We start from the raw sequence: 17,956 nt of genomic DNA on the forward strand, positions 1-17,956 counted from the left end.
GGATCAGACGACGTGGGGGTTGGCGGCGGCGCCTTCGGTGCTGAGCAGGACCACGACCGTGTGCGGTCCCGCGGCCAGGGCGGCGCGCCGCTCGGCGCACCCGGGACCGGTGAGCGCGGCGCGCGCACCGGCCAGGGACGCGGCGCCGCACGGGCCGCAGGGCACGCCGAGCGGCCTCAGCGTGCGGACCGCGGCCGCGCAGGCGGCGTCGGTGACCGCGACCGCGGCGTCCAGGCCGTCGCGGAGGTACGGCCAGGCGAGGCTGGAGACCGTGCCGCAGTTCAGGCCGGCCATGGTCGTCGTCCCCGTCTCCACCTCGACCGGCTCTCCGGCGGTCAGGCTCGCCAGCACGCAGGCGGCGGTACCGGGTTCCACCGTCAGCACGGCGGGAGCGGGGCCGGACTCCGGGAGGCTGCGGTAGTGCGTGACGGCGGCCTGGGCCAGCGACCCGACTCCGGCGGGGACGACCACGAGTCCCGACGACCCCGCGTCGCTCAGCTGCGCGTCGATCTCGGCGAAGAGGGTGGAGTAGCCCTCGACGATCCATCCGGGGATCTCCTCGTAGCCCGCCCATGCCATGTCCTGCACGAGCACCGCGTCCGGTTCCTCGGCGGCCCTGGCGGCCTGCCGCACGGCCTCGTCGTAGCTTCCCCGGACCCGCTCAATCAGCGCTCCTTCGGCGTGGATGGCGGCCACGGCCGACTCGTGCACCCCGTCGGGGACGAAGACGTGCGCGCGGTGCCCCCACGTCCGGGCCATCCTGGCCACCGCCCTGCCGTGGTTGCCGTCGGTGGCGGTGACCAGGCGGACCCCGGCGCAGGGCGCCCGGTCCGACACCACCCGATGGATCGCCCATGAGGCGCCGAGCGCCTTGAACGCGGGCAGGCCCAGCCGCAGCGACTCGTCCTTGACGAACACCCTCCCGACACCGAGCTCGCCGGCCAGGGAGGGAAGCTCGATCAGTGGGGTGGGCGCGTATTCCGGCAGAGACAGGTGGAAGTCGCGCACCCCGGCCGGAGCCGGGGCGCAGGTCCACAGACGGGCGTCGGGCCGGGCGAACCACGGAAGGCCGCGCCGCACACCGGTCGAAGAGATCACGAGTCCACGGTGCCCCCGCGCCTGTCGTACGTCCAGGGGACGGCCGCGATCATGGCAGAAGGGTCAGGGCGGTCTCCCACAGCCGTTCGGCGTTGGCCGGATCCAGCGCGAACGGGGCCACGCCGCCGCCGAACATCGGCGGACGCTCGTGGACCACCGGCGACTCGGCGCAGTCCTCGAAGTAGCGCCCTCCCACACCGGCGAGGAGCGGCGAGGCCGCCGCGAGCACCGATGTCGCCGCCCCCTGCTTCACGCTCTTGCGCCGCTCCGGCGGGGTCCGGAGGCCGCCGGTGTGCTTCTGGAGGTTGGTGGCGATTGCTCCGGGGTGCACGGCGTTGGCCAGCACACCCTCGCCGGACCACAGGCGGGTCGCCTCGACCGCCAGCAGCACCGCCGCCGTCTTCGACTCTCCGTACGCCCCGATCGGGTGGTAGAGCCGGAAGCGGTAGTCGAGATCGTCGAAGACCACCGGCGCGTACAGGTGGGCGTTGGAGCTGACGGAGACGATGCGGGCGCCCCCGGCTCGGGCGAGCGCGTCGCGCAACCCGAGGGTCAGGGCGAAGTGCCCGAGGAAGTTGACGGCGAACTGCATCTCCCGGCCCTGGGGAGTGCGGGTGAGGTCCGGCAGCGCCATGATCCCGGCGTTGTTGACGAGCATGTGCAGCGGCCCGTCCCAGGCGTCGGCGAACGCGCGGACCGAGCCGAGGTCGGCGAGGTCGAGGTGGCCGGCGCTGACGGCCGGGTTGCCCGTCGACTCCGAGATCAGGGCGGCGGTCCGCCTGCCCGCGTCGGCGTTCCGCACGCCGAGGACGACGGAGGCTCCGGCGCCGGCCAGGGCACGGGCGGTCTCGGTTCCGACACCCGACGAGGCGCCGGTTACCAGGGCGCGGGTGCCGGACAGGTCGACGCCGGCCAGGACGTCGTCCGCGGTCGAGGTGAACCCGAACGGGGTCTGCGGGGTTTCAGTCATGGGGGCGACGATGCCGTGGTTCCGCACCGGCATTAAGGCCCTGCCGGCACTGGTACCGGCAGGGACAGGATGCGGCACCGCGCGCCCGCGACTCGTCGTCAGGGATTCGGCGGCCGCCACATCGGGAACATCGGCGGGCCGTCGGGCAGAATCAGCGGCGAACCGAGGTCGTGATAGCCGTGACGCAGGTAGAGCTCACGGCTGCGGGCGTTGCTGGCCTCCAGGTAGGCGGCGATTCCGGCCTCGTCGAGCCTCGCGTGGTGCTCGTCGAGCAGCCTGCTGCCCAGCCCCTCGTTCTGCCGGTCGGGGAGCACCGCGAGGAACGACAGATAGTGATGCGGGTCGTGCGGGTGGTGCTTGGCCATCTCCTCGTCCAGTTGCCCGAGCCGTTCGGCGTGCCCGCCGGCGAAGGCCTCGATGCGCTCGGGTATGCCCTCCGGCGTGGGCACGTCGCTGCGGAACCAGACCGCGACGGCCGACATGTCGTCGGTCGCGTACACGTCGCCGCCGGCGAGGGCGCCCTCGGTGAGCAGGGAGAAGAAGGCCGGCAGGACCCGGCGGCGGTCGTCCTCCGGCGGGACGATCCAGGCCGACACCTCCAGGTCGTGGAAGGACTCGCCGATGACCGCGCCGACCTTGTCCGCCGCTCCCGCGGCGTTCTCGATGCGGACGATGTCTGCCGTCATCGCGACTCCCCGGTGTTCACCGCGGCGCCCATGCCGATGTTGGCGTAGACGTCGGGACGGTTTCTGCGCAGACCCAGCCCCCACAGGACGCCCACCACGATGGCGGCGAAGTACACGCCGGGCAGCACCCACCGGAGCGGGGAGTCCGGCGCCACGCCGAGCACGGTGTCGAAGTTGACCAGCGCGAGCGCGAGGACGACGAGCAGCAGGACCGCAGAGACGGCCGGCGCGATCCGGGTCCGCCAGGCGGACTCGCCGCCGGGGTTCTTGGCGAAGTAGGCGAACACGGCGACGGAGGTGGCCGTGAGCAGCAGCAGGATCCCCAGGCCGCCGAAGGACCCGACGGTGAAGAAGAGCTGGACGAGCGGGTCCGCGCCGGTGGCGGCGTAGACGGCGATGACGGCCACTCCGACCACGCTCTGCGTGATCGAGCCGATGGCCGGCGCGCTGGTCGGCTGGGAGGTGCGGCCGAAGGAGGCGGGCAGGACCCGCTCCCTGCCGAGGGCGAAGATGTAGCGGGCGATCGTGTTGTGGAAGGCGATCAGCGCCGCGATGACGCTCGTGACGAACAGGACGGAGCCGATCGTCGCGACGGTCGACCCCAGGTGTTCGCCCGCCAGGCCGAACAGCAGCCCCGGCCCCTGCTCGCGTGAGGCGTCGGCGACCTTGTCCGAGCCGACGGGAACGGTCAGCGCCCAGGAGGACAGCGCGTACAGCCCGGCGATGATGGCCAGCGCGACGTAGGTCGCGATCGGCACCGTGCGCCTGGGGTCCTTGGTCTCCTCGGAGAACACGACGGAGGACTCGAAGCCCGAGAAGGCCGCGACGCAGATCGCGACCACGCCGCCGATGCCGGGGACGAACAGGCTCGAGGGGTTGAAGACGTCGAGGCTGTACCCGGAGGCCGCCGGGTGCAGCAGACCGGCGATGTCGAAGACGACGATGACGGCGATCTCGGTGACCAGCAGGACCGACAGCACCCTGCCGTTCACGTCGACCCGCAGGAGGCCGAGGAATCCGGTCAGCGCCCAGACGACCAGTGCGATCACCCACCAGTCGGGGGTGATGCCGAACCAGTCGGCAAGCAGCGGCTGGGTGGCCGAGCCGATCACGCCGTAGAGGCCGACCTGGAGGGCGTTGTAGGCCAGGAGCGCCACCCAGGCGGTGGCCACGCCAACCGGGCGGCCGAGCCCCTTGGCGGTGTACGCGTAGAACGCGCCGGCGTTGACGACGTGGCGGGCCATCGTGACGTACCCGATGGCGAAGACCGCGAGGATGGCGCCGAGCAGGATGAAGGCCAGCGGGACGCCCGTCACGCCCGTCGCGGCGTACGCGGTGGTCACCACGCCGGCGACGACGGTCAGCGGCGCGGCCGCCGAGATGACGAAGAAGACGACGGAGGGGATGCCGAGGCGGTCTCCGGCCAGTCCCGCCGAAGCGGCGACCGGCCTTTGCTCTGTTTGGGACATCAGGGGAACTCCCGGAGGGGTGGGGGGTGGGTTCGTGCTGCCTGAGCGGTCAGCTCCTGAAGCGGCGCCGGGATGACGGCTGTGGAGGCCGGCGACGACAAGATCGGCCTCAGTCACGGTTGGTGATCGTAAATCGAATTCGTGCGCATGTCATCAGTGAATGGACCCCGCCGTAACCCCACCCCCGCCCTTGGGGGTGATGATCGGGTGATCATGCACAAGCGCCCCCCACCCTTGGGGTGATCATGCACAGGTTCGGGTCCGCACCCGCCCACCTGCGGATACACCCGACGTGATCATGCACGGATTCGGAGAAATGCCCGCTGACCTGCGGCTCCGCCAATGGTGATCATGCACAAAATCCGCGGACATTCTCGTTTGCGACCGTGGAGCTCTCCGCGGCGATCGGCGGAAATCGTCGATCCCCTGCCCGACCCGCCGTCAGTCCCGCCGGGCCGCGGCCGGGCCGGGAGGCGGGTCAGCCGGCGACGACGCCGTCCAGGATGCGCTCGATTCCCTGGGCGAACGTCCGTTCCGCCCGGTCGCCGGCGTGCGGTCCCTTGGCCTCGCGCATCACGTGGGCGACCCGCGGATATCGGTCGCCCGCCGCGATGGCGTCCCCGTACGACCCCTGCTCGGCCATCCAGCGGTTCATGTCGAGGCCCGATGCCCGCACGGCCAGCTCGCCCAGCACGGCCCCGGTGATGAACAGCCGCACGGTGTCGACGGCGGTGAGCATCTCGTCGGCGTCCAGACCGAGGCCGTCGACGGCGGTCAGCCAGCTCTCCAGCCAGCGCAGACTGCCGGGCCCGATGTTGGGCCTGGATGCCTGCACGGCCGCGAGCCATGGGTGGCGGAGCATGACCGCGCGCGTGGTGTCGGCGAGGGTCCGCAGGTCGGCGCGCCGGTCGCCGGTGGGATCGGGGGGCGGCTGCTCCCGCGCGACGGCGTCGACCATGAGGTCGAGCAGATCGTCCTTGCTTGCCAGGTAGCGGTACAGGGACGCGGTGCCCGCGCCCAGGTCGGCGGCGACCCTGCGCATGGACACGGCGTCGATGCCCTCGGTGTCGGCGATGCGCACGGCGGCGGCCGCGACGGCGGCGCGGCTGTGCGCGGGGCGGGGGCCGCGTGCGGCCTGTTCCGGCCGGGCCCAGATCGGTTCCATTGCGAGCAGTGTACGCAGTGGCCTATGGTCGTCCCATTAACTGCGAACACTGTTCCGGGTTTTGGAGGTCGGGATGGACGTCGACGTCGTGGTGGCGGGCGCGGGGCCGGTGGGCCTGATGCTCGCGTGCGAACTGCGGCTGGCCGGAGTGCCGGTCCTGGTCCTCGAACGCGGGGCGGAACCGGACCACGCGCTCAAGGCCGGCGCGATGGGAGCCAGGTCGATCAACGCGCCCTCGGCGGACGCGTTCCACAGACGCGGCCTGCTGGAGGCGGTGCGCGAGGCCGCGCTCTGGTGGTACGAGCCGGACCCCCGAACCCTCCGAGCGGCCCGGGACGCCGCCGAGTCACGGACCGGCGCTCCGCGAGACCGCCGAGCCCAGGACGCGGACGCCGCGCGCCTCACGCCGCCGGACGGCCCCGCGTTCGCGGGACACTTCGCCGGCATCCCGGTCCGCGCCGACCGGCTCGACCCCGCCGACCGCGACCTCGCGGGCCACACCCTCGGCGGCGGGGCGATCAGCCAGTTCGCCCTGGAGGAGATCCTGGCCCGCCGGGCGGCGTCGCTGGGCGCCGAGATCCGGCGGGGCACGCCGCTGACCGGCCTGGCGGCCGACGCGGACGGCGTGAGCGTGTTCGCCGGCGGCGAGGTCGTGCGCACGGGCTGGCTGGCCGGGTGCGACGGGGGCCGCAGCACGGTGCGCACGCTGGCGGATTTCACCTTCCCCGGCACCGACGCGGAGTTCCTCGGCCGCCAGGCGATGGTGGAGTTCGCCGGCCCGTCCCGGCTTCCCCTCGGCGACTGGGTCCGCACGGCGGCGGGCGCGTACGTCCACGGACCCGTTCCCGGGCGGGTCCACACCGTGGAGTACGGGCACGCGCACGACAGGGACACGCCGGTGACGGCCGAGGAGATGCGGGCGAGCCTGCTGCGCGTGTCCGGCATCGACGTCGAGATCACCAAGGTGCTCGTGGGCACCCGTTACGGCGACGCGACCAGGCAGGCCGCCACCTACCGCAGAGGCAGGGTGGTGCTGGCCGGCGACGCCGCGCACATCCACTCCCCGGCCGGCGGGCAGGGGCTCAACCTGGGCATCGGCGACGCCATGAACCTCGGATGGAAGCTGGCGGCGACGGTGCGGGGATGGGCTCCCGACGGCCTGCTCGACACCTACACGGCCGAGCGGCACCCGGTCGGCGCCCGGGTACAGGGCTGGAGCGACGCCCAGACCGCCCTCGGCCGAGCCGACGCCCGCACCGCGGCGTTGCGGAAGGTGATGGGGGAACTGCTGGACACCACCTGTGGTGCGACCTACGTGCTCAAGCAGATCTCGGGCCTCGGGCAGCGCTACGACCTCCCCGGGGACCATCCCTTGATCGGGCTCCCGGCGCCGGACCTGTCCCTCCCGGACGGCACGCGCCTGGCCGGGCACTGCCGTCCCGGCCGGGCGCTGCTGGTGACGGGAGAGGACGACCACGGCGTACGGGCGCTCGCGGGCGCCTGGGCGGATCGCCTGACCGTGGTCACGGCGGAGCCGGGTCTGTCGATGCTGGTGCGTCCCGATGGTCACGTCGCGTGGGCCGCCGACGGCGGCTGCGACCCCGCCTCGGCGGAGCGGGCGCTCCACACCTGGCTCGGCGTGCCGGAGTCCCATGTCTGACCACGCGTGGGGCGGTCCTCCGCACGAGCCGGACCGAACACGCCACGTGGGCGGGGATCAGACCGCCCCCATGCCGTAGCCTCGCGGAATGAGGGCTCTCCCCCGCCGGACGGGTGTCCGCGCAGGTCGGCACGTGGAAGCGAGGAGCTGATGGACGCGGTGGTGAGGACCTCCGCAGGAACGGTGCGGGGCGTCGCCCGGGACGATGTCGCCGTCTTCCGGGGCATCCCCTTCGCGGTCGCGCCGGAGGGGCCGCTGCGTTTCCGCGGGCCCGTCCGCGTCAGATCCTGGGACGGCGTCAGGGACGCCCTCGAGTTCGGGTCCGCGCCGCCCCAGTCTCCGCCCCTGCCGGGGATGCCGGCGATCTGGCAGCCGGGCGACGGGCTCGACTGCCTGACGGTGAACGTCTGGACGCCGGGCCCGGGCGCCGCGGGTCTGCCCGTCATGGTCTGGATCTACGGCGGCGCGTGGCAGTCGGGCTCCGCCGGCCAGCCCGGATACGACGGCACCACGATCGCCCGCGCCGGGGTCGTGGTGGTCACCTTCAACTACCGCGTCGGCTTCGAGGGTTTCGGCCGCCTGCCGGGGGCTCCGGCCAACCGCGGCCTGCTCGACCAGATCGCCGCTCTGGAATGGGTCCAGGCCGAGATCGGGGCCTTCGGCGGCGACCCGGGCAACGTCACCGTCTTCGGCGAGTCCGCGGGCGCGGGCTCGGTGGCGGTGCTCGTCGCGGCGCCCGCCGCTCGCGGGCTGTTCCGGAGGGCGATCGCGCAGAGCGTGCCGGCGGGCTCGCTCACGGAGGAGGAGGCCGAGCAGGTCACCGGGCTCATCGCGGAGGAGGCCGGGGTGGAGCCCACGTGGGAGGGCTTCGCGGGGCTCACCCCCGAGGCGATCCTGCGCGTCCAGAACGTGCGCCTGCCGGGACACGACGCGGGCATCACCCCCTTCGGCCCGGTCATCGACGGCGACCTGGTCGCGGGCCAGCCGTGGGAGGCGATCGGCGACGGCCACGAGGTCGATCTCATCTGCGGGTTCACCCACGAGGAGTTCCAGCTGTTCAGCTCGGCGGCCGACATGACCGCCATCGATCTCGGTTCCGTGGCCGCGTCGTTCGGTCTCGGACCTGGCGCGGTCGACGCCTATCGCGCCGCTCATCCCGGCCACGACGAGGCCGCCCTGTTCTCGGTGATGATGTCGGACGCGCTGTTCCGCATGCCGTCGACCTGGGTGGCCGAGGCGCACGCGCGGGCGGGCGGCCGCACCTGGCTGTACGACTTCGCCTGGCGGAGCCCGCTCTTCGGCGCCTGCCACGCCCTCGATGTGCCGTTCACGTTCGGCGACGGCGACACCCCCATGGCGGCCTGGCTCCTCGGTGCGCCGCCGCCCGCCGACTTCGCCGTCCTTTCGGAGCAAATCAGGAGGGCCTGGACGGCCTTCGCCGCCACCGGCGACCCGGGCTGGCCGCGCTTCGACCTCGAGGGCCGCCGCACCCGGATCTGGGACGTCCCGCCCTCCGACGTCCCCTATCCCCTGGCCGCCTCGGCCGAGATCTGGTCGGGCTCCTGACGGGGGACCTGGTGCAGGCCGCTGTGCGGCGGCTATCCGCCTGACCAGTCGCGGTGCGCGGGCCTGGTGCCGATGACGGCGGTGGCGTCCAGGTCGCCGGACGCCGCCACCCGTGGCACCAGGCCACCGCGCGCGACCGCCTCGGCGGTCGTCCGGGCCTGCCGCTCGCTCGTCTCGACGAGCAGACGCCCGCCCGGCGCCAGCCACGGCGCGGCACCGGCGACCAGTCGCCGCACGACGTCGAGCCCGTCCGCGCCGCCGTCGAGCGCCATGTGCGGCTCGTGGACGCGCGCCTCCGGGGGCAGCAGCCCGATCGCCCGGGTGGGCACGTACGGCGGACTGGCGACGAGGACGTCGACGCGGCCACGCAGGGCGGCCGGCAGCGCCTCGTAGAGGTCGCCTTCGTGCACCCGGCCGCCGTAGGGCGCGAGATTGCGCCGGGCGCACCGCACCGCGACGGGGTCGATGTCCGCGGCGTGCACCTCGGGCCGGTCCAGGGTCGCCGCCAGCGCGGCGGCCATCGCGCCCGATCCGCAGCACAGGTCGACGACCACGGCCTCCGGAGGGGCCAGGGCGGCGGCCTGGCTGATGAGGAACTCGGTGCGCGGACGGGGCACGAAGACCCCGGGTTCCACGGCGACGCGCAGCCCGTAGAACTCCGCCCAGCCGAGGACGTGCTCGAGAGGGAGTCCCGCCACCCTGCGGTCGACCATGGCGGCGACCTCGCCGGGTACGCGGGCGGTGGAGACGATCAGCTCCGCCTCGTCCTCGGCGAAGACGCAACCGGCGGCGCGCAGCCTGGTGACGATGGCGGGAAGAGTAAGCGGAGAGGAGGAAGCCGACATTGGGGAGCCTTTCGGGATGCCGATGGGGCTCCCTCGGTCACCTGTCCTCGGGTGACCGTGCGTCCGTATGAGGGAGCACCCGACCTGACACAGCGGTAATGGGTCTCACCTCCTCGGACGGTCCTGCGATCGCCGCAACGCTACCAGAGCCCGTCGAAGCCCCCGGATCCCGCGGCCCCGATCCCCTGCACGACGCCTGCTCACAGAGGATTGCCGGTCCGAATCCCGCCGCGATTAGCGGTCCGATGGCCGCCGGGCCCGCGGCACACGTCCGTCCTAGGTTCTCCCTCATGAAGATCCCCTTCCGAGCCCGGAGGGGGGCCGATGAGGAAAGGACCTCCATGGATCTGCAGCTTTCCGGCCGTGTCGCCGTCGTCACCGGCGCCTCCAAGGGCATCGGCCTGGCCGTCACGCGCACATTGCTCGCCGAGGGCGTGCGCGTCGTGGCCGCCTCGCGCAAGAGCACTCCGGAACTGGAGGCGCTCGGCGGCGACTCGCTGGTCCACGTGCCGGTCGACCTGATGGACCCCGAGGCGCCCGGTCAGGTCGTGGCGCGGGCGGTGGCGGAGTGGGGCGGACTCGACATCCTGGTGAACAACGCCGGCGGACCGCCGCCCGGTGTGGCGTTGCCGCGCATGTCGTTCCTCACCCCCGGTGACGAGGACTGGCGGGTGATGTTCGAGTTCAACCTGTTCTCGGCCGTCCGCGCCCTTCGCGCCGCCATCCCGGCGATGCTCGGCCGCGGCGGGGGTTCGATCGTCAACGTCTCGTCGGGGAGCGCCCGGCAGCCCGCCCCGATGAACGTCGACTACAACGCCGCCAAGGCGGCCCTGAACAACCTGACCAAGGCGCTGTCGGAGGAGTTCGCGCCGCAGGGCGTCCGGGTGAACACCGTGTCTCCGGGGCCCGTGCGGACGGCGTGGTGGACCGAGGAGGGCGGCGCGGCCGACATCATCGCCGCTCAGGCGGGCACCGACCGCGACACCGTGATGGACTCCGTCGCGCCGGAGATGATGCGGCTGTCGACCGGGCGGCTGGTCGAACCCCAGGAGGTGGCCGACGTGGTCGCCCTGCTCGTCTCACCGCTTTCCGCGAGCACGACGGGCGCGGACTTCGCCGTCGACGGCGGATTCCTCAAGGAGATCTGACCGGCGGCTACCAGTGGGCGGGGCGGGCCAGGCGACCTGGCAGCCTGGTCGCCGCGTCGCCCCTGGCCGCGTTGAGCTGCGACTGGGTGAGGAAGACGGCGTCCGTGAGGTCGGCTCCGCTCAGGTCGGCGTCGCGGAAGTCGGCGCCGATCAGGTCGGCCGATCGGAGGTCGGCGTTCCTGAGGTCGGCCGCGATGAGGTAGGCGCCGCGGAGGTTGGCGCCGCGCAGGTCGGCGCCTTTCAGGTTCGCCCCGATGAGATCCGCTCCTCTGCGGTTCTTCCTCCGCCCCGGGATTCCGGCCCGGACGAGCTCGCTCGTGCGCAGCAGCAGGGTGTTGACCCGGTCCCGGTGCCCGGCGACGTCCAGCGCCGTGAGCTCGTCCGGGTCGCCGAGGGTGAGGCGCTCGGTCTCGTCGAACGCCTCGCGCAGGTCGTCGTGGACGGGCCCGGCGGCGGGCAGGGTCAACGCCTCGGCGAGGTACCAGAGGAGCTCATGGAGCTGACGCATGACCGGGAAGACGGCGAACATCCGCCGGGCCGTCCCCGGCGTCCCGCGCCAGTCCCGTCCCTCGAAGGTGACCTGGGAGACCTTCTGGCCGGCGCCGAAGCAGTCGAAGACGGTGCAGCCGGAGAACCCTCGCTGCCGCAGCTCGGAGTGGACGCCGCAGCGGAAGTCGGCCTGCAGGTTGGGACAGGGGTCGCCCGCCTTCTTGCTGATCGCGAAATCGGACGACGCCGCGAACGGCAGCGCGACGCAGCAGAGGGCGAAGCAGCTTCCGCAGTCGGCCTGCAGCTCAGGGCGGACCGGCGTTCCGGACTTGTCTGACAACGTGCGCGCTCCCCGTTCCGACACGATGCTCGAGATGACACACCATTCTCCCAGCACCGTTCTCCCGTCCGTCCCCGGCCCATGAACGGGGACGGGCAGGGCGCCGTGTCCACAACGGCGTCCCTGCCCGGACGGGGCGCCGCGCCGGCTTTGGGCGGCGCCCCTGGAGGTGGCGGATATCCGCCGGTCAGAAGCCTCGGGCGAGGCGGTAGTAGGCCTGGTTCCAGCGCAGCTCCTTGGCCAGCGCGCGGGAGGTCGTGTCGGCGTCGATCATGACCAGCTCGACGCCGAGCATGTCGGACAGGTCGGTGAGCTCCTCGGTGCCGATGGCCGCGGACAGCACGGTGTGGTGCGGGCCGCCCGCCGTCAGCCAGGACTCGGTGGAGGTGCGCAGGTCAGGACGGGGACTCCAGACCGCACGGGCGACGGGAAGCCGCGGCAGCGGCTCGAGCGGCGCGACGACGTCGATCTCGTTGGCCACCAGCCGGAAGCGCTCACCCATGTCGGCCAGGCCGACGACCACCGCCGGGCCGGGGGCGGCGTCGAAGACGAGCCGGACCGGGTCCTCCCGGCCGCCGATGCCCAGCGGGTGGATCTCGCAGGACGGCGTTCCCGAGGCGATGGAGGGGCAGACCTCGAGCATGTGCGCCCCGAGGATGAGCTCCTCTCCCGGCGTCAGGTGGTAGGTGTAGTCCTCCATGAAGGACGTGCCGCCGGGCACCCCCTCGGCCGCCTTCTTCAGTGTGCGCAGCAGGACCGAGGTCTTCCAGTCGCCCTCGCCGCCGAAGCCGTAGCCGTCGGCCATCAGGCGCTGTACGGCCAGGCCCGGCAGCTGCCGCAGGCCGCCGAGGTCCTCGAAGTTGGTGGTGAACGCCTTGAACCCGCCGGCCTCGAGGAACCCCCGAAGGCCCAGCTCGATGCGGGCGGCGTAGCGCAGGGAGTCGTGGCGCTCCCCACCTGCGCGCAGCTCCGGCGCGACCTGGTAGAGCTCCTCGTACTCCTTCACCAGCGCCGTCACGTCCGCGTCCGCCGTGGCGTCGACGGCCTCGACCAGCTCGTTGACGCCGTAGGTGTTGACCGAGACGCCGAACGTGATCTGGGCCTCGACCTTGTCGCCCTCGGTGACGGCCACGTCGCGCATGTTGTCGCCGAACCTGGCGAGCTTGAGGGAGGCCACCTCGGCCCGGCCGGCCGCCGCCCGGGCCCAGGCGCCGATCCGCGCCGCGACCGACGGGTCGCTGACGTGCCCGGCGACGGTCTTGCGTGCCACGCCCAGCCTGGTCTGCACGTAACCGAACTCCCGGTCGCCGTGGGCGGCCTGGTTCAGGTTCATGAAGTCCATGTCGATGGAGCTCCACGGGAGCTCACGGTTGGCCTGGGTGTGCAGGTGCACGAGGGGCTTGCTCAGGGCGTCGAGCCCGGCGATCCACATCTTGGCGGGCGAGAAGGTGTGCATCCAGGCGATCAGCCCGATGACCTCGTCGTCGGCGTTGGCCTCGAGGCAGAGCCTCCGGATCGCGCCCGCGCTGGTGAGGACGGGCATCCACACCACTTCGACGGGCAGCGTGTCGTTCAGCTCCTCGGCGATCCGCCGGGACTGCTCGGCGACCTGGCGGAGGGTGTCCTCACCGTACAGGCCCTGGCTGCCGGTCAGAAACCAGATCTTCAACGCGAGCTCCTCTGCCCATAGACGTTCTGGTAGCGGTCGTACAGACGATCGACGTCGTCCTGTTTGATCGGCAGGGGCTCGCCGAGCTGCCGGGACACGTGCACCGTCCGGGCCACGTCCTCGCACATCACGGCGGCCTTGACCGCCGCCTTCGCCGAGCCGCCGATGGTGAAGACCCCGTGGTTCTGCATGAGGACGGCCGGCGAGCGGTGGCCGGACAGGACCTCGACGATGCCGCGGCCGATGTCGTCTCCGCCGATGAGCGCGAACGGCCCGATGGGGATCTCGCCGCCGAACTCGTCCGCCATCGCGGTGAGCACGCACGGGATCGGCTCCCCCCGTGCGGCCCAGGCCGACGCGTACGTCGAATGGGTGTGCACCACGCCGCCGACCTCCGGCATGTGGCGGTACACGTACGCGTGCGCGGCGGTGTCGCTGGACGGGGCGTGCTCGCCCTCGACGACGTTGCCGTCGAGGTCGCAGACGACCATCGACGCCGGGGTGAGGTCGTCGTAGGAGACGCCGCTCGGCTTGATGACGAACAGGTCCTCGCCCGGTACGCGGCCGGACACGTTCCCCGCCGTCCAGGCGACCAGGTTGTAGCGCACCAGCTCGGCGTGCAGGCCGCACACGGCCTCCCGGAGCTGCTCGATCATTCCGTGGCCTCGTTTCTGATCGCGCGGAGGCGGTGCAGCAGCCCGCCGTCCGCGAAGTGGTCGTGCAGCCGGCGGTACTCGGCGTACAGCCGGTCGTATGCGTCCGCCCGGCCGGAGTCGGGCACGTAGGCGTCCGGAGTGCGCTTGCCCATCGCGGCGGCGGCCTCGGTGATGTCGGCGTACGCGCCGGCCGCGACCGCCGCGTGGATGGCCGAGCCCAGAGCGGGCCCCTGGTCGGAGCCGATCACCGACAGGGGGCGGCGCAGCACGTCGCTGTAGACCTGCATGAGGAAGGAGTTCTTGAGCAGTCCGCCCGCGACGACGAACTCTCCGACCGGCACCCCGGCCGCCTCGAAGGTCTCCACGATGACGCGGGCGCCGAACGCGGTCGCCTCGATCAGCGCGCGGTAGACGTCCTCCGGCCTGGTGGCGAGGGTCTGGCCGACGATCACGCCGGACAGGTTGTGGTCGACGAGCACCGAGCGGTTCCCGCCCTGCCAGTCGAGTGCGACGAGCCCGTGGGCGCCGACCGCCTGCCGTTCGGCGAGCGAGGTCAGGTACTCGTGGACGTTCATGCCGGCCTCGGCCGCGCGCGCGGCGTAGGACGCGGGCACGGACGTCTCGACGAACCAGGCGAAGATGTCGCCGACGGCCGACTGGCCGGCCTCGTAGCCCCACAGGCCCGGCACGATGCCGTCGCGCACCACGCCGCACATGCCGGGAACCTCGGCGAGCTCGTCTGACGGCATGATGTGACAGGTCGAGGTGCCCATGATGGCGACCATCTGGCCGGGCCGTACGGCATCGGCCGCGGCGGCCGTGACGTGCGCGTCGACGTTGCCGACTGCGACGGCGATGCCCTCGGGCAGCTTGGTCCACCGGGCCGCCTCCGCGCTCAGGCGGCCGGCGAGGCCTCCGAGGGGGGCGAGTTCCTGGCCGAGCGTGGCGGGGAAGCCGCCGAAGCCGGGGTGCAGCGCGGTCAGGAAGCCCTCGTCGGGGTAGCGGCCGTCCTGGTGGATGCCCTTGTATCCGGCGGTGCAGACGTTGCGGGACTCCACGCCGGTGAGCTGCCAGACGATCCAGTCGGCGGCCTCGATCCAGCGGGCCGCCGCGTGGTAGGTCTCCGGGTCCTCCTCGAGGACCTGCAGCGCCTTCGCGAACTCCCACTCCGAGGAGATCTTCCCGCCGTAACGCGGCAGCCACGGCTCGCCCCGCTCGGCGGCGACGGCGTTGATCCGGTCGGCCTGGGGCTGGGCGGCGTGGTGCTTCCAGAGCTTCGGCCACGCGTGGGGCCGCTCGGGGTGCAGTTCGCTGAGGGGGACGCCGTCGGCGGTGGTCGGCAACATCGTGCACGCGGTGAAGTCGGTGCCGATGCCGATCACGTCGGAGGCGGGGACGCCCGCGACGGCCAGCGCCTTCGGCACCGCGACGCGCAGCACGTCGCGCCAGTCCTCGGGCGACTGCAGGGCCCAGTCGGGCCCGAGCCGGATCGCGGTGCCCGGCAGACTCTCCTCGATCACGGCGTGCGTGTATTCGTGGACGGCACTGCCCAGTTCGGCGCCGTCGCTCACCCGAACGACGACGGCGCGTCCGGACAAGGTGCCGAAGTCGACACCGATCACGTAGCGGTCGTTGTTATCGCTCACTTCAACTCCAACGGGGGGACGGGGGTACGGCCGGCGCCGCGTTCCGGGTTTTCCGGTGGCGGCGCGGGGAAGCCGGACGGGGATCTACGCGCCCGGCGGAGCGCTGCTCCCCCGGACGACGAGGTCGGGGGGCACGACGAAACGCTCCAGCACCTTCGCCGCGCCCTCCTCGAGCTGCCCGAGAAGCACGTCGATGCTGTGCCGGCCCACCGCTCCGAAGTCCTGCCTGACCGTGGTGAGCGGCGGAGAGAAGAACTCCGACTCCGGGATGTCGTCGAATCCCACGATGCTGATCTGTTCCGGCACCCGCACGCCTTCTTCGGTGAAGGCGCGCAACACGCCGAGGGACATCTGGTCGTTGGCCACGAACACGGCGCTGACCTCGCCGGCCATCGTGGCCAGGCGCTTGCCGGCCTCGTAGCCCGAGCGCGGGCTCCAGTCGCCGGAGAGGACCTCGGGGATCTCCCGGCCCGCGGTGGACAGGGTCTCGTGCCAGCCCTCGACCCGGCCCTCGGCCTCCAGCCAGTCCTGCGGCCCCCTGACGTGCCACACCGTCTCGTGACCGAGCTTCAGCAGGTGGGCGGTGGCAAGCCTGGCTCCTTCCGCCTGGTCGACGCAGACGACCGGGACCTGGCCGGAGTGCCCGCCCTCCACTGCCACGATCGGGATGCCGGGCGACAGGTCCTCCAGCGCGGCGGCCGCCGACCGCTGCGGGGCGACCACGACGATGCCGTCGACGCCCTGCTCGATCAGGTAGTTGATGGCGTCGCGCACACCGGCCCTGTCGATCGTGCGGAGGCTGACGATGCTGACGAAATATCCCGCGTCCCTGGCCGCCTGCTCGATGCCGTAGACGGTGCTCGCCGGGCCGTACAGGGTGGTGTCGAAACTCACGACGCCCAGCGTCCGCGAGTGCCGGGTCACCAGGGCTCGCGCGACCATGTTGCGGCGGTAGCCGAGCAGGTCGATCGCCTCCAGGACGCGCGAACGCGTCTCGGCCCGCACGTTCGGGTGGTCGTTGAGCACCCGGGAGACGGTCTGGTGTGACACGCCCGCCGCCTTGGCCACATCGGCCATCACCGGTGGGCGTCCCCCCGTGCTTGATCCCACGCGCACTCCTCTCCTTCTTCCCAGAGAACGACTGTGAGCGTTAACAACCGCCAGCGTCAAGAAGACTTTTTGTTACGTTGTGGTAACGACAGCCTTACAGGGGCGATTGCCCCTTGTTACGGCGACGTTATCGGCATCTATTGACACTGAGAATGTTAGCGATAACACTACCGAACTCAGGGTCAGACGACTGCCCGGGCTAGCTTTGCCTTTGCGAACTCCCTCGGGCCCGGCCGTCTCCTCGTGCCGCATCCGGCCACCCCCATGCGCAAGGAGAAAAAATGAGATTTCGACGATTGGCGGCGGTGGTTCCCGCCGTAGCCCTCGCTGTGCTCGCGTCGGCGTGCGGTTCGAGCGAGAAGACGGTCGACACACAGGCCACGTCCGGCGACAACACCGGGGCCCTGGTGGGCGTCACGATGCCGACCAAGTCTTCGGAGCGCTGGATCCACGACGGCGACAACGTCAAGGCGGGTCTGGAGAAGCTCGGCTACAAGGTCGACCTGCAGTACGCGGAGAACGACATCCCGACTCAGGTCAACCAGATCGAGAACCAGATCACCAAGGGCGCCAAGCTTCTGATCATCGCCTCGATCGACGGCACCGCGATCACCACGCAGCTCCAGGAGGCCGCGGACAAGAAGATCCCGGTCATCGCCTACGACCGGCTGATCCGCAACAGCCCCAACGTCGACTACTACGCGACGTTCGACAACTTCAAGGTCGGTGTCCAGCAGGCCACCTCGCTGCTGGTCGGCCTGAAGCTGAAGAACGAGGACGGCACGGACGGCTCCGCGAAGGGCCCGTTCAACATCGAGTTGTTCGGCGGCTCCCCCGACGACAACAACGCGACGTTCTTCTTCAACGGCGCCATGTCGGTCCTCCAGCCGCTCATCGACAGCAAGACGCTCGTCGTGAAGAGCGGCCAGACGGACTTCAAGACCGTCGCCATCCTCCGGTGGGACCCCGCCACGGCGCAGAAGCGCATGGAGGACCTGCTCACCAAGACCTACAGCAGCGGCACGAAGGTCGACGGCGTCCTGTCGCCCTACGACGGCCTGTCGATCGGCATCCTGTCCGCGCTGAAGAGCAACGGCTACGGCACCGGCGACCAGCCGTACCCGATCGTGACCGGCCAGGACGCCGAGCTCGCCTCGGTTAAGTCGATCATCGCGGGCGAGCAGTACTCCACCATTTACAAGGACACCCGCCAACTGGCGGACGTCACGGTCAAAATGGCGGATAGCGTACTCAAGGGCGCGCAGCCTGAAGTCAACAACACCAAGGACTACGACAACGGCAACAAGGTCGTCCCGTCGTACCTGCTGGAGCCGGTGATCGTGAACAAGACGAACTACCAGAAGGAAGTCGTCGACACCGGTTACTACACCCAGGCCCAGCTCGGCGGCTGATCCCGTAACGAGGTGCGGCCCTGGAAC

The 17,956-nt window shown here is 71.7% G+C and carries 15 protein-coding genes; 4 read left to right on the top strand and 11 right to left on the bottom strand.

All coding sequences use genetic code 11. The features are described 5' to 3' along the window. Positions 1-3 precede the first annotated feature (3 nt). From Pka01_RS09290 to Pka01_RS09310, 5 genes are all read right to left on the bottom strand, one after another. On the bottom strand, positions 4-1,098 hold the full coding sequence (locus Pka01_RS09290) for a diaminopropionate ammonia-lyase (RefSeq protein ID WP_239114852.1): 1,095 nt from the start codon (positions 1,096-1,098) through the stop codon (positions 4-6). Positions 1,099-1,147: 49 nt separating this feature from the next. Beyond that, entirely contained in the window at positions 1,148-2,068 is a 921-nt protein-coding gene (locus tag Pka01_RS09295; protein ID WP_203882220.1) for an SDR family NAD(P)-dependent oxidoreductase, read from the bottom strand. Between the two features lie 98 nt (positions 2,069-2,166). Continuing rightward, positions 2,167-2,754 (bottom strand): GNAT family N-acetyltransferase, encoded by a 588-nt coding sequence (locus Pka01_RS09300; protein ID WP_203882221.1) that lies wholly within the window; start codon positions 2,752-2,754, stop codon positions 2,167-2,169. Continuing rightward, positions 2,751-4,223 carry an APC family permease gene (locus Pka01_RS09305; RefSeq protein WP_203882222.1) on the bottom strand — a complete coding sequence of 491 codons (1,473 nt, stop codon included), beginning with the start codon at positions 4,221-4,223 and terminating at the stop codon, positions 2,751-2,753. Before Pka01_RS09305 ends, Pka01_RS09300 begins: the two co-directional genes overlap by 4 nt. 478 nt (positions 4,224-4,701) lie before the next feature. After that, positions 4,702-5,388, bottom strand: a complete 687-nt coding sequence (locus Pka01_RS09310) for a TetR/AcrR family transcriptional regulator (RefSeq protein WP_203882223.1) — start codon at positions 5,386-5,388, stop codon at positions 4,702-4,704. A gap of 73 nt (positions 5,389-5,461) precedes the next feature. On the opposite strand from Pka01_RS09310, the gene Pka01_RS09315 reads away from it, so the two are divergent. Continuing rightward, a complete protein-coding gene (locus Pka01_RS09315; protein ID WP_203882224.1) occupies positions 5,462-7,048 on the top strand; it encodes an FAD-dependent monooxygenase in 1,587 nt (528 codons plus the stop codon). Between the two features lie 150 nt (positions 7,049-7,198). After that, complete coding sequence (locus Pka01_RS09320; protein WP_203882225.1) at positions 7,199-8,614, top strand: carboxylesterase/lipase family protein; 1,416 nt, start codon at positions 7,199-7,201, stop codon at positions 8,612-8,614. 32 nt (positions 8,615-8,646) lie between these two features. Here the strand turns inward: Pka01_RS09320 and Pka01_RS09325 are convergent, their stop codons facing one another. Beyond that, positions 8,647-9,459 (bottom strand): putative protein N(5)-glutamine methyltransferase, encoded by an 813-nt coding sequence (locus Pka01_RS09325; protein ID WP_203882226.1) that lies wholly within the window; start codon positions 9,457-9,459, stop codon positions 8,647-8,649. A gap of 341 nt (positions 9,460-9,800) precedes the next feature. On the opposite strand from Pka01_RS09325, the gene Pka01_RS09330 reads away from it, so the two are divergent. Further along, complete coding sequence (locus tag Pka01_RS09330) at positions 9,801-10,607, top strand: SDR family NAD(P)-dependent oxidoreductase (RefSeq protein ID WP_203882227.1); 807 nt, start codon at positions 9,801-9,803, stop codon at positions 10,605-10,607. A gap of 7 nt (positions 10,608-10,614) precedes the next feature. Here Pka01_RS09330 and Pka01_RS09335 read toward each other — a convergent pair whose 3' ends face one another. The 5 genes from Pka01_RS09335 to Pka01_RS09355 all read right to left on the bottom strand — a co-directional run bounded on the left by Pka01_RS09335 (position 10,615) and on the right by Pka01_RS09355 (position 16,484). Further along, positions 10,615-11,436 (bottom strand): pentapeptide repeat-containing protein, encoded by an 822-nt coding sequence (locus Pka01_RS09335; RefSeq protein ID WP_203882228.1) that lies wholly within the window; start codon positions 11,434-11,436, stop codon positions 10,615-10,617. Between the two features lie 187 nt (positions 11,437-11,623). Continuing rightward, positions 11,624-13,105 (bottom strand): L-arabinose isomerase, encoded by a 1,482-nt coding sequence (gene araA, locus Pka01_RS09340; protein ID WP_203882229.1) that lies wholly within the window; start codon positions 13,103-13,105, stop codon positions 11,624-11,626. After that, complete coding sequence (locus Pka01_RS09345) at positions 13,102-13,761, bottom strand: L-ribulose-5-phosphate 4-epimerase (RefSeq protein ID WP_203882230.1); 660 nt, start codon at positions 13,759-13,761, stop codon at positions 13,102-13,104. Before Pka01_RS09345 ends, araA begins: the two co-directional genes overlap by 4 nt. Continuing rightward, on the bottom strand, positions 13,758-15,407 hold the full coding sequence (gene araB / locus Pka01_RS09350; protein ID WP_239114853.1) for a ribulokinase: 1,650 nt from the start codon (positions 15,405-15,407) through the stop codon (positions 13,758-13,760). The genes Pka01_RS09345 and araB overlap by 4 nt, the downstream gene beginning before the upstream one ends. Positions 15,408-15,491: 84 nt before the next feature. Then, a complete protein-coding gene (locus Pka01_RS09355; protein ID WP_203882342.1) occupies positions 15,492-16,484 on the bottom strand; it encodes a LacI family DNA-binding transcriptional regulator in 993 nt (330 codons plus the stop codon). A gap of 314 nt (positions 16,485-16,798) precedes the next feature. Between Pka01_RS09355 and chvE the strand changes: the two genes are divergently transcribed. Next, a complete protein-coding gene (chvE, locus tag Pka01_RS09360) occupies positions 16,799-17,929 on the top strand; it encodes a multiple monosaccharide ABC transporter substrate-binding protein (protein ID WP_203882231.1) in 1,131 nt (376 codons plus the stop codon). The last annotated feature ends 27 nt before the right edge of the window (positions 17,930-17,956 follow it).

The organism is Planotetraspora kaengkrachanensis (genome assembly GCF_016862895.1).
GTDB lineage: Bacteria > Actinomycetota > Actinomycetes > Streptosporangiales > Streptosporangiaceae > Planotetraspora > Planotetraspora kaengkrachanensis.